Source organism: Shewanella sp. SG41-4 (assembly GCF_014164505.1).
In the GTDB taxonomy this organism is placed as follows: Bacteria; Pseudomonadota; Gammaproteobacteria; order Enterobacterales; family Shewanellaceae; genus Shewanella.
Map to the genome: position 1 here is coordinate 1 of NZ_JACJFI010000083.1, position 15,897 is coordinate 15,897.

Annotated in this window: 13 protein-coding genes; all 13 read left to right on the forward strand. The window is 43.1% G+C overall.

All coding sequences use genetic code 11. The features are described from left to right. On the forward strand, positions 1-75 hold a 75-nt coding region (locus H5202_RS09810; protein WP_220493829.1), incomplete at its 5' end, for a hypothetical protein. A gap of 267 nt (positions 76-342) precedes the next feature. Further along, positions 343-714 carry a preprotein translocase subunit SecE gene (gene secE, locus H5202_RS09815; RefSeq protein WP_182771915.1) on the forward strand — a complete coding sequence of 124 codons (372 nt, stop codon included), beginning with the start codon at positions 343-345 and terminating at the stop codon, positions 712-714. A gap of 10 nt (positions 715-724) precedes the next feature. Further along, positions 725-1,276: a transcription termination/antitermination protein NusG gene (nusG, locus tag H5202_RS09820; RefSeq protein ID WP_182771916.1), complete on the forward strand. Its 552-nt coding sequence runs from the start codon at positions 725-727 to the stop codon at positions 1,274-1,276. 127 nt (positions 1,277-1,403) lie between these two features. Continuing rightward, the gene (rplK, locus tag H5202_RS09825) at positions 1,404-1,832 is read left to right on the forward strand and encodes a 50S ribosomal protein L11 (protein WP_182771917.1); all 429 of its coding nucleotides are present in this window, start codon (positions 1,404-1,406) and stop codon (positions 1,830-1,832) included. 4 nt (positions 1,833-1,836) lie between these two features. After that, entirely contained in the window at positions 1,837-2,538 is a 702-nt protein-coding gene (gene rplA / locus H5202_RS09830; protein ID WP_182771918.1) for a 50S ribosomal protein L1, read from the forward strand. Positions 2,539-2,811: 273 nt separating this feature from the next. Next, on the forward strand, positions 2,812-3,312 hold the full coding sequence (gene rplJ, locus H5202_RS09835; protein WP_182771919.1) for a 50S ribosomal protein L10: 501 nt from the start codon (positions 2,812-2,814) through the stop codon (positions 3,310-3,312). Between the two features lie 54 nt (positions 3,313-3,366). Beyond that, a complete protein-coding gene (rplL, locus tag H5202_RS09840; protein WP_182771920.1) occupies positions 3,367-3,732 on the forward strand; it encodes a 50S ribosomal protein L7/L12 in 366 nt (121 codons plus the stop codon). 239 nt (positions 3,733-3,971) lie between these two features. Continuing rightward, a complete protein-coding gene (gene rpoB, locus H5202_RS09845; protein ID WP_182771921.1) occupies positions 3,972-8,003 on the forward strand; it encodes a DNA-directed RNA polymerase subunit beta in 4,032 nt (1,343 codons plus the stop codon). A gap of 82 nt (positions 8,004-8,085) precedes the next feature. After that, positions 8,086-12,306 (forward strand): DNA-directed RNA polymerase subunit beta', encoded by a 4,221-nt coding sequence (gene rpoC, locus H5202_RS09850; protein WP_182771922.1) that lies wholly within the window; start codon positions 8,086-8,088, stop codon positions 12,304-12,306. Between the two features lie 183 nt (positions 12,307-12,489). Continuing rightward, on the forward strand, positions 12,490-12,864 hold the full coding sequence (gene rpsL / locus H5202_RS09855; protein ID WP_059746616.1) for a 30S ribosomal protein S12: 375 nt from the start codon (positions 12,490-12,492) through the stop codon (positions 12,862-12,864). Between the two features lie 82 nt (positions 12,865-12,946). Beyond that, a complete protein-coding gene (gene rpsG / locus H5202_RS09860; protein WP_124729270.1) occupies positions 12,947-13,417 on the forward strand; it encodes a 30S ribosomal protein S7 in 471 nt (156 codons plus the stop codon). A gap of 80 nt (positions 13,418-13,497) precedes the next feature. After that, positions 13,498-15,594: an elongation factor G gene (gene fusA / locus H5202_RS09865; protein ID WP_182771923.1), complete on the forward strand. Its 2,097-nt coding sequence runs from the start codon at positions 13,498-13,500 to the stop codon at positions 15,592-15,594. 69 nt (positions 15,595-15,663) lie between these two features. Beyond that, positions 15,664-15,897, forward strand: a 234-nt coding sequence (locus tag H5202_RS09870; protein WP_336244791.1) for a GTP-binding protein, incomplete at its 3' end; no start/stop codon positions are given.

Genomic DNA, 15,897 nt, shown 5'->3' on the forward strand with positions numbered 1-15,897 from the left:
GACGGTTTACGTTTCGCTATCCGTGAAGGTGGCCGTACAGTTGGTGCTGGTGTTGTAGCTAAAATTATCGCGTAATAGCGACTTTAGTGAACACAGAAAAGGAAGCTTAGGCTTCCTTTTTTATTTTTAGGGCGAAGTTAGTAACAAATATTGATTGTTTGATTGATTTGTTAATCTTACTTTCCCTGTATTGTTGCGAACAAAGCTGAATAAGAATACAATCTATGGCCGATTTTTGACCCTGTGCTTATGCATTTTCTGGGAAAGTTCGGAAATGCGGATTTGGTAAATATGTTGTTTACCAAGCCAAGCCCAGGTCGTAGTGAGTAACGGAATTAACCGATGACAACAAATACTGAAAACCAGAGTAATTCTTTGGATATCGTTAAGTGGGGCATAGCAGCATTGCTAATTGCTACTGCTGTTATAGGCAATCAATTTTATGCAGACGCTAATGTTGTAGCTCGTGTTGCTGGGGTAATTATTGCCTTCGCTATTGCTGGTATCATTGCACTGCAGACAAGCAAGGGTAAACAGGCGCAATCTTTTGCTAGAGAAGCCCATATTGAAGTGCGTAAAGTCGTTTGGCCAACTCGCCAAGAGGCGCTAAACACTACCTTTATAGTACTTGCAGCTACTGCAGTAATGGCATTAATCCTTTGGGGTTTTGATGCAGTATTATTACGAGTAGTCAATTTAATTACTGGCGTATAGGCATCTGAAAATGACTGAAGTTACAGAAGCGAAAAAAAGATGGTATGTGATTCAAGCCTTTTCTGGCTATGAAGGCCGAGTGCTAAAAACACTGCTTGAACATATCAAAATGCACAACATGGAACAATTCTTCGGTGAGATCTTAGTACCTACTGAAGAAGTCGTAGAAATGCGTGCAGGTCAGCGTCGTAAAAGTGAACGTAAATTTTTCCCTGGTTATGTATTAGTCCAGATGGAAATGAATGATGACAGTTGGCATTTAGTTAAAAGTATTCCTCGTGTAATGGGCTTTATTGGTGGCACATCAGATCGTCCAGCACCAATATCTGACAAGGAAGCTGATGCAATTCTTCAGCGCCTTCAAGATACGGTTGAATCTCCAACTCATCGCATCATGTATGAGCCTGGTGAAGTTGTTCGTGTTTGTGATGGTCCATTTGCTGACTTTAACGGTACTATCGAAGAAGTTGATTACGAAAAGAACCGTATCAAGGTTTCTGTGATGATTTTCGGCCGTTCAACACCTGTAGAATTAGACTTTCATCAGGTTGAAAAGAGCTGATTAAAATAACCACAAATATATATTGTTTGCGGGCGCGGATTTTTATATAATTCGCACCCGTTGTTTCAGGGGAGCGTATTGGCATGTCGCCAAAATGCGTTAGAACCCAAATTGAGGAAATGTCGACATGGCAAAGAAAATTGAAGCTTATATTAAGCTACAAGTAGCAGCCGGTGCTGCGAACCCGTCTCCACCAGTTGGACCTGCTTTAGGTCAAAAAGGTGTGAACATCATGGAATTCTGTAAAGCATTCAACGCTCGTACTGAAAAGTTCGAGAAAGGCATGCCTATTCCTGTTGTTATCACTGTTTATAGTGACCGTTCTTTCACTTTTGAAACTAAGACTCCTCCTGCATCTTTCCTACTGCTTAAAGCAGCTGGTTTGAAGTCAGGTTCTGGCCGTCCTAATACTCAAAAAGTAGGTACTATCAAGCGTAGCGCTGTTCAGGAAATTGCTGAATCTAAAGCCGCTGATATGACTGGTGCTGATATTGAAGCGATGACTCGCTCAATTGAAGGTACTGCACGTTCAATGGGTTTGGTAGTAGAGGATTAATATAATGGCAAAGCTAACTAAGCGCGGACGCGTTATCCGCGAAAAAGTTGATGTAACAAAACAGTATGACATTAGCGAAGCTGTAACACTTCTAAAAGAATTAGCAACTGCTAAATTCGTAGAAAGTGTTGACGTTGCTGTTAACTTAGGTATCGATCCTCGTAAATCAGATCAAAACGTGCGTGGTGCTACTGTACTTCCACATGGTACTGGTCGTGACGTTCGTGTTGCAGTATTCACTCAAGGTGCTAACGCTGAAGCGGCTAAAGCTGCTGGCGCAGAACTAGTGGGTATGGAAGATTTAGCTGCACAAGTTAAAGCTGGCGAAATGAACTTTGACGTTGTTATCGCATCTCCAGATGCAATGCGCGTTGTTGGTATGTTAGGTCAAATCTTAGGCCCACGTGGTTTAATGCCTAACCCTAAAACTGGTACAGTAACGCCAAACGTTGCTGAAGCAGTTAAGAATGCCAAAGCCGGTCAAGTTCGTTACAGAAACGACAAAAATGGTATTATTCATACAACTATCGGTAAAGTAACTTTTACTACTGAACAGTTGAAAGAAAACTTAGAATCGTTAGTGTCAGCACTGAAAAAGGCTAAGCCTGCAGTTGCTAAAGGCATTTACGTGAAAAAGATTAGCATCTCTACCACTATGGGTGCAGGTGTTGCTATCGACCAGGGTTCTCTGGAAGAAGTGAAGTAATATACAAGGCACGCATATTAGTCTATAATGTGCGCACTTTGTGGGTTGAAGCCGCTTTTGTGCAATCACTTTACAGTTTTTGCACAATTGAGTCGGTTTCCGTCCAAGACCGCAGGTGTTAATCGTTAGATTGACTTAATTTCCAGCGTAGACGGTGTCAGGCCCCAGCTAAATTTTTTTACTGGAAATCTGCACCGTAAGTAATTAAACACATAAGTGTTTAGTTTGGTAAATACTAGGGAATACCCTAGGTAGAATCCAGGAGTAAAGCCAATGGCATTAAGACTCGAAGACAAAAAGGCAATTGTTGCTGAAGTCAACGAAGCTGCCAAAGGTGCACTTTCTGCAGTTGTTGCCGATTCACGCGGCGTGACTGTAGGTGCTATGACCGGTCTGCGTAAAGCTGCTCGCGAAAATGGTGTTTTTGTACGTGTAGTACGAAATACCCTTGCTCGTCGTGCAGTTGAAGGTACAGCTTTTGAGTGCCTAGCAGAAACGTTCACTGGCCCAACTTTAATAGCTTTTTCTCTTGAGCACCCAGGTGCAGCAGCGCGTCTTTTAAAAGACTTCGCTAAGGGACAAGCAAAATTTGAAGTTAAAGGTGCAGCTTTCGAAGGGATGTTTATCCCTGCAGCTGATATTGATCGTTTAGCGAAACTACCAACATACGAAGAAGCACTAGCTCAGTTGATGATGACTATGAAAGAAGCATCTGCTGGCAAGTTCGTTCGTACATTGGCCGCCCTTCGCGATCAAAAACAAGACGCTGCTTAATTATAAGCTAGCATCTTAATAAAATTGAATTCAGAACAATAGGAAATATTTCTAATGTCTATCACTAAAGACCAAATCTTAGAAGCTTTCGCAGCAATGTCTGTAATGGAAGTAGTTGAATTAATCGAAGCAATGGAAGTTAAGTTCGGCGTTTCTGCTGCTGCTGCTACTGTTGCTGCTGGCGGCGACGCTGTTGCTGCTGAAGAGCAAACAGAATTCGACGTTATTCTTACTTCTCATGGCGAAAACAAAGTAGCAGTTATTAAAGCTCTTCGTAGCGCTACAGGTCTAGGCCTAAAAGAAGCTAAGACTATGTCTGAGTCTTCTCCAATAGCTGTTAAAGAAGCCGTTTCTAAAGAAGAAGCTGCAACTCTTAAAGCTACTTTAGAAGAAGCTGGTGCTTCTGTTGAAGTTAAGTAAGCTGTAGTTTAGCTTGCATCACCCAAGTAATTGGGTGAAGGCTGGCGGTTTTTTAACCGTCGGCCTTTTTTGCGCTCTATGCGCAGGCGATTTTTTTTCACCGTTTATCGCCAGTTTTAGCAGTCCCTAGCAGAGATTACTGGTTAGGTTCTTGCCATCAACGGTGATGGGCAAACGTGCTGATTTAATTAAATTAAATTAATTCAGTCTTGGTCACATCTCGTAAGCAGAGGAAACCCATGGTTTACTCCTATTCTGAAAAGAAGCGTATTCGCAAAGACTTTGGTAAGCGTCCCAAAGTTTTGGACATCCCTTATTTACTGTCTATCCAATTAGACTCTTTTAAGAAGTTCACCGATCAAGATCCTACGGGTGAGCGTGGCTTTGAAGCTGCATTCCGTAGTGTTTTTCCTATCAAGAGCTTTTCTGGCTATTCTGAACTGCAATATGTCAGTTACAAGCTAGGTGAGCCAGTTTTTGATGTGAAAGAATGTCAGATCCGCGGTGTTACTTATTCAGCTCCACTACGTGTTAAATTACGTATGGTGTTGTTTGACCGTGAAGCTGCTGCTGGCACTGTTAAAGATATTAAAGAGCAAGAAGTCTACATGGGTGATATCCCATTAATGACTGATAACGGTACTTTCGTTATTAACGGTACTGAGCGTGTAATCGTGTCTCAGTTACACCGTTCTCCAGGTGTATTCTTTGATCATGACCGTGGTAAAACCCACTCTTCTGGTAAGGTGCTGTATAACGCACGTATTATTCCTTACCGTGGTTCATGGCTTGATTTTGAATTTGATCCTAAAGATGCGCTCTTTGTTCGTATTGACCGTCGCCGTAAATTACCTGCGACTATAATCTTGCGCGCTCTTGATTATTCAACTCAAGATATCCTCGATTTATTCTTCGAGCGTATTGAGTTTAATATCAAAAAAGACTCACTAGTCATGTCACTTGTGCCTGACCGTCTACGTGGAGAAACTGCTAGCTATGACATTAAAGATGCCGAAGGCTCTTTATTAGTAGAAGCTGGCCGTCGTATTACTGCACGTCATATTAAGCAACTTGAAAAAACCAATACTATTGAGCTTGAAGTGCCAGTAGATTACATTGTTGGTAAGTATGCTGCACAAGATTATATCGATGAAGATACTGGTGAAGTATTAGTTACAGCAAACAGTGAGATTACCTTAGAAGATTTAGCTAACTTATCACTTGCTGGTATTAAGAGAATTGATACTTTATTTATCAACGACCTTGATCACGGTGCTTATATTGCTGATACATTACGTATTGATTCAACAACTAACCGTTTAGAAGCGTTAGTTGAAATCTATCGTATGATGCGCCCTGGTGAACCACCAACTAAAGATGCCGCTGAAGGTTTATTCCAAAACTTATTCTTTAGTGAAGAACGCTATGACTTATCTAAAGTAGGTCGTATGAAGTTCAATCGTCGTCTTGAGATTGCTGAAGACGAAGGTAACGGCGTGTTGTCTAAAGATGACATCGTATGTGTTATGAAGAAAATCATCGAAATCCGTAACGGTTATGATGAAGTTGACGATATTGACCACTTAGGTAACCGTCGTATTCGTAGCGTTGGTGAGATGGCTGAAAACCAATTCCGTGTTGGTTTAGTCCGTGTTGAGCGTGCTGTTCGTGAGCGTCTATCTTTAGGCGATTTAAACGAGCTAATGCCACAAGACTTAATTAACGCTAAACCGATTTCTGCGGCAGTGAAAGAATTCTTTGGTTCTTCACAGTTGTCACAGTTTATGGATCAAAACAACCCGCTATCAGAAGTAACGCATAAGCGTCGTATTTCTGCGCTTGGCCCAGGTGGTTTGACTCGTGAACGTGCTGGTTTCGAAGTTCGTGACGTACATCCAACTCACTACGGTCGTTTATGCCCAATTGAGACCCCTGAAGGTCCAAACATTGGTCTAATCAACTCGTTAGCAAGTTTTGCTCGTACTAACTCTTATGGTTTCCTAGAAACACCTTACCGCAAAGTGGTTGATGGTGTTATTACTGATGAAGTTGAATACTTATCAGCAATTGAAGAAGGCCGTTATGTAATTGCGCAGGCGAACATTGAAGTTGATGCAAATGGTCGTATGTCTGAAGAACAGATTGCTTGTCGTCATAAAGGTGAATCAACCTTTATGCGTGCAGCAGACGTTCAGTATATGGATGTATCACCACAGCAGATTATTTCTGTTGCAGCATCGTTAATTCCGTTCTTAGAACACGATGATGCTAACCGTGCATTGATGGGTGCAAACATGCAACGTCAAGCCGTCCCTACTTTACGTGCTGATAAGCCGTTAGTGGGTACCGGTATTGAACGTACACTTGCTGTTGACTCTGGCGTGGTTGTGGTTGCTAAACGTGGTGGTGTTGTCGATTACGTTGATGCGAGCCGTATCGTTGTTAAAGTAAATGAAGATGAGTTACGCGCAGGCGAAGCTGGTATCGACATCTACAACTTAACTAAATATACCCGTTCAAACCAAAACACTTGTATTAACCAACGTCCTTGTTGTTCTGTTGGTGAACCAGTGGTTCGTGGTGATGTATTGGCTGATGGTCCATCTACCGATTTAGGTGATTTGGCCCTTGGTCAGAACATGCGTATCGCGTTCATGCCTTGGAACGGTTATAACTTCGAAGATTCGATCTTAATTTCTGAGCGTGTAGCGCAAGAAGATCGTTTTACAACTATCCATATTCAAGAGCTTTCGTGTATCGCTCGTGATACTAAATTGGGTAGCGAAGAAATCACTGCTGATATTCCAAACGTAGGTGAGTCTGCTTTATCTAAACTAGATGAATCAGGTATCGTTTACATTGGTGCAGAAGTGAAGGGTGGCGACATTCTTGTGGGTAAAGTGACACCTAAAGGTGAAACGCAGTTAACCCCTGAAGAGAAACTACTCCGAGCAATTTTTGGTGAAAAAGCTTCTGACGTTAAGGACAGCTCATTACGTGTTCCTAACTCAGTGAAAGGCACCATCATCGATGTCCAGGTATTTACCCGTGACGGCGTTGAGAAAGACAAGCGTGCGCTTGAAATTGAAGATATGCACGTTCGCCAAGCTCGTAAAGACTTAGGTGAAGAGTTCAAGATCCTTGAAGAAGGCGTATTGGGCCGTGCACGTAACTTGTTACTGTCTGTAGGTTATTCTGAAGCTAAGTTAGCTGAGATTCCACGTAAAGACGTATTGATTCAAGTTATCGACGATGAGACAAAACAAACTGAACTAGAACAGTTAGCTGAACAGCACGAAGAGCTAAAAGCTGACTTTGATAAGAAATTTGAAATCAAGCGTCGTAAGATCACCCAAGGTGATGACTTAGCTCCTGGCGTACTAAAGATTGTTAAGGTTTACCTTGCAGTTAAACGTACTATTCAGCCTGGTGATAAGATGGCTGGTCGTCATGGTAACAAAGGTGTTATCTCGAAGATTTGTCCAGTTGAAGATATGCCATACGATAATGAAGGTAATCCTGTCGACATCGTACTTAACCCATTGGGCGTACCATCGCGTATGAACATCGGTCAGGTACTTGAAGTCCATATGGGAGCAGCTGCTAAAGGTATTGGCAATAAGATTACTGCAATGCTTGAAGAGCAGCGAGAAATTGCTGTCCTTCGTGACTACATTAAGCAAGTGTATGAATTAGGTGATGACGTGCTTCAACGCGTTGATATCGATTCGTTCACTGATGATGAAGTTGTGCGCTTGGCTACCAACCTTAAAGGTGGTATTCCAATTGCTACACCAGCATTCGACGGTGCTAAAGAGAAAGAGATTAAGCAAATGCTTGCTCTTGCAGGCTTACCTGAGTCTGGCCAGTTGACATTATGTGACGGCCGTACCGGTAACGAGTTTGAGCGTAAAGTAACCGTTGGTTACATGTACATGCTTAAACTGAACCACTTAGTTGATGACAAGATGCACGCCCGTTCAACCGGTTCGTACAGCTTAGTGACTCAACAACCATTGGGCGGTAAAGCTCAATTCGGTGGTCAGCGTTTCGGTGAGATGGAAGTGTGGGCACTTGAAGCATACGGTGCAGCTTATACTCTACAAGAAATGCTAACAGTTAAGTCAGATGACGTTAACGGTCGTACTCAGATGTATAAGAGTATCGTCGACGGTAATCATCAGATGCAACCAGGCATGCCTGAGTCTTTCAACGTATTGTTGAAAGAAATTCGTTCACTTGGTATTAATATCGAGTTGGACCAAGAGTAAGCATCGCACTTAAGCAATGTTTGGTAACCAAGGGTGCTTTGCAGCAGCAAAGCACCTGGTTTAACTCCTTCAGGAGAGAAACGTGAAAGACTTATTAAAGTTTCTTAAACAGCAAAGTAAGACTGAAGAATTTAACGGTATTAAAATTGGTTTGGCATCGCCAGATCTAATCCGTTCTTGGTCTTTTGGTGAAGTAAAGAAGCCAGAAACCATTAACTACCGTACATTCAAACCTGAACGTGAAGGTTTGTTCTGTGCGCGTATCTTTGGTCCAGTTAAAGATTACGAATGTTTGTGTGGTAAATACAAGCGTTTGAAGCATCGTGGTGTTATTTGTGAAAAGTGTGGCGTAGAAGTTACCCAGACTAAAGTGCGTCGTGAGCGCATGGGTCACATTGATCTGGCTAGCCCAGTTGCACACATTTGGTTCTTAAAATCACTTCCGTCACGTATTGGCTTAATGCTAGACATGACATTGCGTGATATTGAACGCGTACTGTATTTCGAATCATTTGTTGTGATCGAGCCTGGCATGACCACGCTTGAGCGCGGCCAAATGCTAACCGAAGAAACGTATCTTGATGCGTTAGAAGAATACGGTGACGAGTTTGAAGCTAAGATGGGTGCTGAAGCAGTTCTTGAATTGCTACGAGCTATCAACTTATCAGAACAGATCGAACAAATGCGTGAAGAGTTACCTTCAATTAACTCTGAAACCCGTCGCAAGAAGGTCACTAAGCGCCTTAAATTGATGGAAGCATTTTTCACTTCTGGCAACAAGCCAGAGTGGATGATCTTAAAAGTATTACCGGTTCTTCCACCTGATCTACGTCCATTAGTGCCGTTAGACGGTGGTCGTTTCGCGACATCAGATCTTAACGATCTTTACCGTCGTGTGATTAACCGTAACAACCGCTTAAAGCGTCTGTTAGATTTAGCTGCGCCTGACATTATCGTACGTAACGAAAAACGTATGTTACAAGAGTCAGTTGATGCGCTATTAGATAACGGTCGTCGCGGTCGTGCAATTACGGGTTCTAACAAGCGTCCGCTTAAATCTCTTGCTGATATGATCAAGGGTAAGCAAGGTCGTTTCCGTCAGAACTTACTTGGTAAGCGTGTTGATTATTCAGGCCGTTCGGTAATTACCGTAGGACCTACTTTACGTCTGCATCAGTGTGGTCTTCCTAAGAAGATGGCGCTTGAGCTATTCAAACCATTCATCTACGGCAAGTTAGAGGCGCGTGGTTTAGCGACTACTATTAAAGCTGCTAAGAAAATGGTTGAACGCGAACAGGCTGAAGTATGGGATGTGTTAGACGAAGTGATTCGCGAACATCCAGTGATGCTTAACCGTGCACCAACACTTCACAGACTGGGTATTCAAGCATTTGAACCTGTTCTAATTGAAGGTAAAGCAATTCAATTGCATCCGTTAGTTTGTGCGGCATATAACGCCGACTTCGACGGTGACCAAATGGCGGTTCACGTACCATTAACGCTTGAAGCTCAGTTAGAAGCTCGTGCGCTAATGATGTCAACCAACAACATTTTGTCACCAGCTAACGGTGAGCCTGTAATTACTCCGTCTCAGGACGTTGTATTAGGTTTGTATTACACCAGTCGCGAGCGTATTAACGGTCGCGGTGAGGGCATGGTTTTCTCTGACGTTTCTGAAGTCGAGAAAGCCTACGCTACAGGTGTTGCTGAACTACATGCTCGCGTTAAGGTTCGTATTACTGAGACGCACATTGCAGAAGATGGCGAAAGAACTAAAGCAACTCGTATCATTGATACGACTGTTGGTCGTGCTCTTTTATCATTAATTCTGCCTGAAGGCTTATCGTATGATCTGGTTAACCAGAACATGGGTAAGAAGCAGATCTCAAAGTTATTGAACACTTGTTATCGTCAACTAGGCCTTAAAGATACTGTTATCTTTGCTGACCAATTGATGTATACCGGTTTCCGTTTTGCAACCATCTCTGGTGCCTCTGTTGGTATTGATGACATGGTTATTCCAGACGAGAAATACACCTTAGTAGCAGACGCTGAAGCTGAAGTGCTTGAAATTCAAGAGCAGTTCCAATCAGGTCTTGTTACTGCCGGTGAGCGTTACAACAAAGTAATCGATATCTGGGCAAGCGCCAACGAAAAAGTTTCTAAAGCGATGATGGAAAACCTGTCAACTGAGACAGTGATTAACCGTGATGGCGTACCTGAGCAACAAGCTTCGTTTAACAGCATCTATATGATGGCTGACTCAGGCGCTCGTGGTAGTGCTGCACAGATCCGTCAGTTAGCGGGTATGCGTGGTTTGATGGCAAAACCAGATGGTTCTATCATTGAAACCCCAATTACAGCTAACTTCCGTGAAGGTCTTAACGTACTCCAGTACTTTATTTCTACTCACGGTGCGCGTAAAGGTCTTGCCGATACAGCATTGAAGACTGCTAACTCGGGTTACCTAACTCGCCGTTTAGTAGATGTTGCACAAGACTTAGTTGTTATTGAAGATGACTGTGGTGTTGAGCATGGTCTAACAATGAAACCGCTTATTGAAGGTGGTGATGTTGTTGAGCCATTACGTGAGCGTGTTCTAGGTCGTGTTGTTGCTCTTGACGTAATGAAGCCTGGTACAGACGAAGTGCTTGCTCCACGCAACACACTTCTTGATGAAGCTTGGTGTAATACGTTAGAAGAACACAGTATCGATGAAGTTATTGTTCGTTCTGTAATTACCTGTGATACAGACTTCGGTGTGTGTGCAGCTTGTTACGGCCGTGACTTGGCTCGTGGTCATATTATTAACCACGGTGAAGCGATTGGTGTTGTTGCTGCGCAGTCTATTGGTGAACCTGGTACTCAGTTAACCATGCGTACGTTCCACATTGGTGGTGCGGCATCTCGAGCTTCTGCAGAAAACAACGTTCAAGTTAAGAATGCTGGTTCTCTGAAGTTACACAATGCTAAGCATGTATCTAACATCGACGGTAAGCTCGTTATCGTATCTCGTTCTTCAGAGTTAGCCATCATCGATGAGCTAGGTCGTGAGAAAGAGCGTTATAAAGTGCCTTACGGTACAGTTTTAGAGAAATTGGAAGACAGTGAAGTAGCAGCTGGCGAAATCATCGCTAACTGGGATCCACATACTCACCCAATTATTTCTGAAGTTGCTGGTAGTGTGAAGTTCGTTGACATGATTGATGGTGTCACTATGACGCGTCAAACAGATGAGTTAACGGGTCTATCTTCTGTAGTTGTGCTCGATGTTGGTGCGCGTACTTCAGCAGGTAAAGAATTGCGTCCAGCAATTCGCTTGGTTGATGCCGATGGTAATGACTTAATGATCCCTGGTACTGAAGTACCAGCTCAGTATTTCTTACCGGGTAACGCGATTGTGTCGAAAGACGATAACGCGAAAATCAACGTAGGTGACCCATTAGCACGTATTCCACAAGAATCGTCTAAAACTCGCGACATCACCGGTGGTCTGCCACGTGTTGCTGACTTATTTGAAGCGCGTAAACCAAAAGAGCCTGCAATTCTTGCAGAAATTTCTGGTACGATCTCGTTCGGTAAGGAAACTAAGGGTAAACGTCGACTAGTGATCACTCCTGCAGATGGTAGTGAACATTATGAAGAAATGATCCCTAAGTGGCGTAACTTAAACGTGTTCGAAGGTGAAAAAGTCGAACGTGGTGAAGTTATTGCAGATGGTCCAGAAGCGGCACATGACATCTTGCGTCTTCGTGGTATCCACAACGTAGCAAACTACATTGTGAACGAAGTACAGGACGTTTACCGTCTACAGGGCGTTAAGATCAACGATAAGCACATCGAAGTTATCATTCGTCAAATGCTACGTAAGTGTTTAATCACTTCGACAGGCGACACTGAGTTCTTAGAAGGTGAACAGGCAGAAGTTTCACGCGTGAAGATTGCTAACCGTGAGCTTGTTGCTCAAGGTAAAACACCTGCAACGTTCGAACGTGAATTACTAGGTATTACCAAAGCTTCTTTGGCTACTGAATCATTCATCTCTGCTGCATCGTTCCAGGAAACCACTCGTGTGTTAACTGAAGCGGCCGTTGGTGGTAAGAGCGATCCATTACGTGGTTTGAAAGAAAACGTAATCGTAGGTCGTTTGATCCCTGCAGGTACAGGCTATGCTTATCACAAAACCCGTAACGAAGAACGTGCTAAAGCAGCAAGTTCTCGTGGCAAAGTGGAAACTAAAACAGTTACTGCAAGTGAAGCTGAACAGAACCTAGCAGATCTCTTAAATTTAGCTGGTAGCTAAGATTAAGTTAATGGTTTGTTAAAAAAAGGCGCCTTTGGCGCCTTTTTTGTTGGAATTTGCATGAAAAGTTGGCTATTTCTTGACAGGCGGCCATTACCTTTCTAAAATTCCGCGTCCCACCATTGTGGGATATAGATTTTTCACACCTAATTGTTGAGTTTAAATCAACTGTCGGAGCTATACATGGCAACTGTTAACCAGTTGGTACGTAAGCCACGCTCGCCAAAAGTCGAAAAGACTAATGTGCCTGCGTTGAATGCGTGCCCACAAAAACGTGGTGTTTGTACTCGTGTGTACACAACAACACCTAAAAAACCTAACTCTGCACTACGTAAAGTAGCTCGTGTGCGTCTAACTAACGGTTTCGAAGTTACTTCGTATATCGGTGGTGAAGGCCATAACTTGCAAGAGCACAGTGTAATTCTAATCCGTGGTGGTCGTGTTAAAGACTTACCTGGTGTGCGTTACCATACTGTTCGTGGCGCATTAGATTGTGCAGGCGTGACTTCACGTCGCCAAGGCCGTTCTAAATACGGTGCTAAGCGTCCTAAGTCTTAACGTATCCCGTTAGAAGTAAGGCCAAGCTAGTATTATTTAACATTCCAGTTTTGGAAATACCTGAAGCATACGGAGAATTGATATGCCAAGACGTCGCGTTGTAGGACAACGTAAAATCCTACCAGATCCAAAGTTTCACAGTGAGTTGTTGGCTAAGTTCATCAACGTCATTATGCAAGACGGCAAAAAGTCGACTGCAGAAAAAATTATCTACAAGGCTTTAGATGTTGTCGCTGAAAAGAAAAGCGAAAATCATTTAAGTATCCTTGAAGCAGCCCTTGATAACGTCCGTCCATCAGTCGAAGTTAAATCTCGTCGTGTTGGTGGTTCTACTTATCAAGTACCATGTGAAGTTCGTCCTGTGCGTCGTAACGCACTAGCGATGCGCTGGTTAGTTGAAGCTGCTCGCAAACGTGGTGAAAAATCTATGGCTTTACGTCTAGCAGGTGAAATGCTAGATGCGTCTGACAACAAAGGTACTGCGGTTAAGAAGCGTGAAGACGTGCATCGCATGGCTGAAGCTAACAAAGCTTTCGCTCATTACCGTTGGTAATATGATGGCGCGGGTTTCGACCCGCGCCATATTGTTGATATTGCTAAAACTAAAAAGTTTTAGCTGAGAGGGTATAAATAGTGGCTCGTATAACCCCAATTGAGCATTATCGTAATATCGGTATTGTTGCTCATGTGGATGCAGGTAAAACTACCACAACAGAACGTGTTCTGTTCTATACCGGTATGTCTCATAAAATCGGTGAGGTGCATGACGGCGCCGCCACGACAGATTGGATGGTACAGGAGCAAGAACGTGGTATTACTATCACTTCAGCTGCAGTAACAACTTTTTGGCGCGGTATGGAAGCTCAATTCGACCAACACCGTATTAATATCATCGATACCCCAGGTCACGTAGACTTCACTATTGAAGTCGAGCGTTCTTTACGCGTATTAGATGGTGCAGTAGTAGTCTTCTGCGGCTCATCAGGCGTTGAACCACAATCTGAAACCGTATGGCGTCAAGCTGATAAATACCACGTTCCGCGTCTAGTATTTATTAATAAGATGGACCGTGCAGGTGCAGATTTTGACCGTGTAATAAATCAAATTCGTAACCGCCTTGGTGCGACTTGTGTACCGATTCAATTGAACATAGGTGCAGAAGAGAACTTCAAGGGTGTTATAGATTTAATTAAGATGAAAGCCATTAACTGGTCTGAAACAGATCAAGGTATGACATTCTCTTATGAAGACATTCCTGCAAATCTAGCGGCAAAAGCTGCTGAAATGCATGAGTATCTCGTGGAAGCAGCAGCTGAAGCCTCTGATGAACTGATGAATAAATACCTTGAAGAAGGTGAGTTGTCTGAAGTCGAGATCAAAGCAGCGTTGCGTCAGCGCACAATTAACAATGAGATCGTCTTAGCTACTTGTGGTTCTGCTTTTAAGAACAAAGGTGTGCAAGCTGTTCTCGATGCGGTAGTTGACTTTTTACCTGCACCTAACGATGTTCCTGCAATTACAGGCATCGATGAGAGCGAAAAAGAAGTTAAACGTCCACCGGATGACAATGCCCCTTTTGCGGCTTTAGCATTTAAAATTGCGACTGATCCATTTGTTGGTACACTGACCTTTATCCGTGTGTATTCAGGTGTGCTCGAATCAGGTTCTGGAGTTTACAATTCTGTTAAACAGAAGCGTGAACGAGTAGGTCGTATTGTGCAAATGCACGCAAATGATCGAACAGAACTGAAAGAAGTACGCGCTGGTGATATTGCGGCAGCTATCGGTCTTAAAGATGTAACAACCGGTGATACTCTTTGCGATAACGATCACAGAGTGATTCTTGAGCGCATGGAATTCCCTGAACCCGTTATTACCATAGCCGTTGAGCCTCGTTCAAAAGCTGACCAAGATAAAATGGGAATTGCGTTGCAAAAATTAGCAGCGGAAGATCCATCTTTTAAAGTTGAGACTAATGAAGAGTCGGCACAAACACTGATATCTGGTATGGGCGAATTGCACTTAGACATTATCGTTGACCGTATGCGTCGCGAATTTGGTGTTGAGTGTAACGTTGGTAAACCTCAGGTTGCTTATCGTGAAACAATTCGTTCTAAAGTTGAAGTGGAAGGTAAGTTCGTACGTCAATCTGGCGGACGTGGTCAATTTGGCCATGTTTGGCTAAGAATAGAGCCACTCGAAGAGGGTGCAGGCTACGAATTTGTTAACGAAATAGTAGGTGGTGTAGTTCCTCGAGAATTCATACCTGCCGTTGACAAAGGTATTCAAGAACAGATGAAGAATGGTGTATTAGCCGGATATCCTGTACTTGACGTGAAAGTTAGCTTGTTCGATGGTTCATATCATGATGTGGACTCGAACGAAATGGCTTTCAAAATTGCTGGTTCAATGGGCTTTAAACAGGGGGCGCTAGAAGCGACTCCGGTGTTGCTCGAGCCTTGTATGAAAGTAGAAGTGACTACGCCTGAGAATTATATGGGCGACGTAGTGGGTGATTTAAACCGCCGTCGTGGCATAATTGAAGGTATGGATGATGGCATCGCAGGTGTTAAACTTGTCCACGCTGTAGTACCTCTATCTGAAATGTTTGGCTATGCGACTGATTTGCGCTCTGCATCTCAGGGTCGTGCTTCATACTCTATGGAGTTTTTGAAGTACGCAGATGCACCGCAAAACATTGCAAAAGCGATTATAGAATCTCGTAACTAATATTGGTTACGGCATCAATGTTATATTGCTCGAATTAATCGAGCACTTCTGAAAAGAAAGGAATATATCGTGGCAAAAGCTAAATTTGAACGTAAAAAGCCTCACGTAAACGTGGGCACTATTGGTCACGTTGACCATGGTAAAACAACTTTAACAGCAGCAATTTCTGCCGTTTTAGCTAAAACTTATGGTGGTGAAGTTAAGAACTTCGCACAAATCGATAACGCTCCAGAAGAGCGTGAGCGCGGTATTACAATTAATACTTCTCACATCGAATATGACACACCAATTCGTCACTACGCA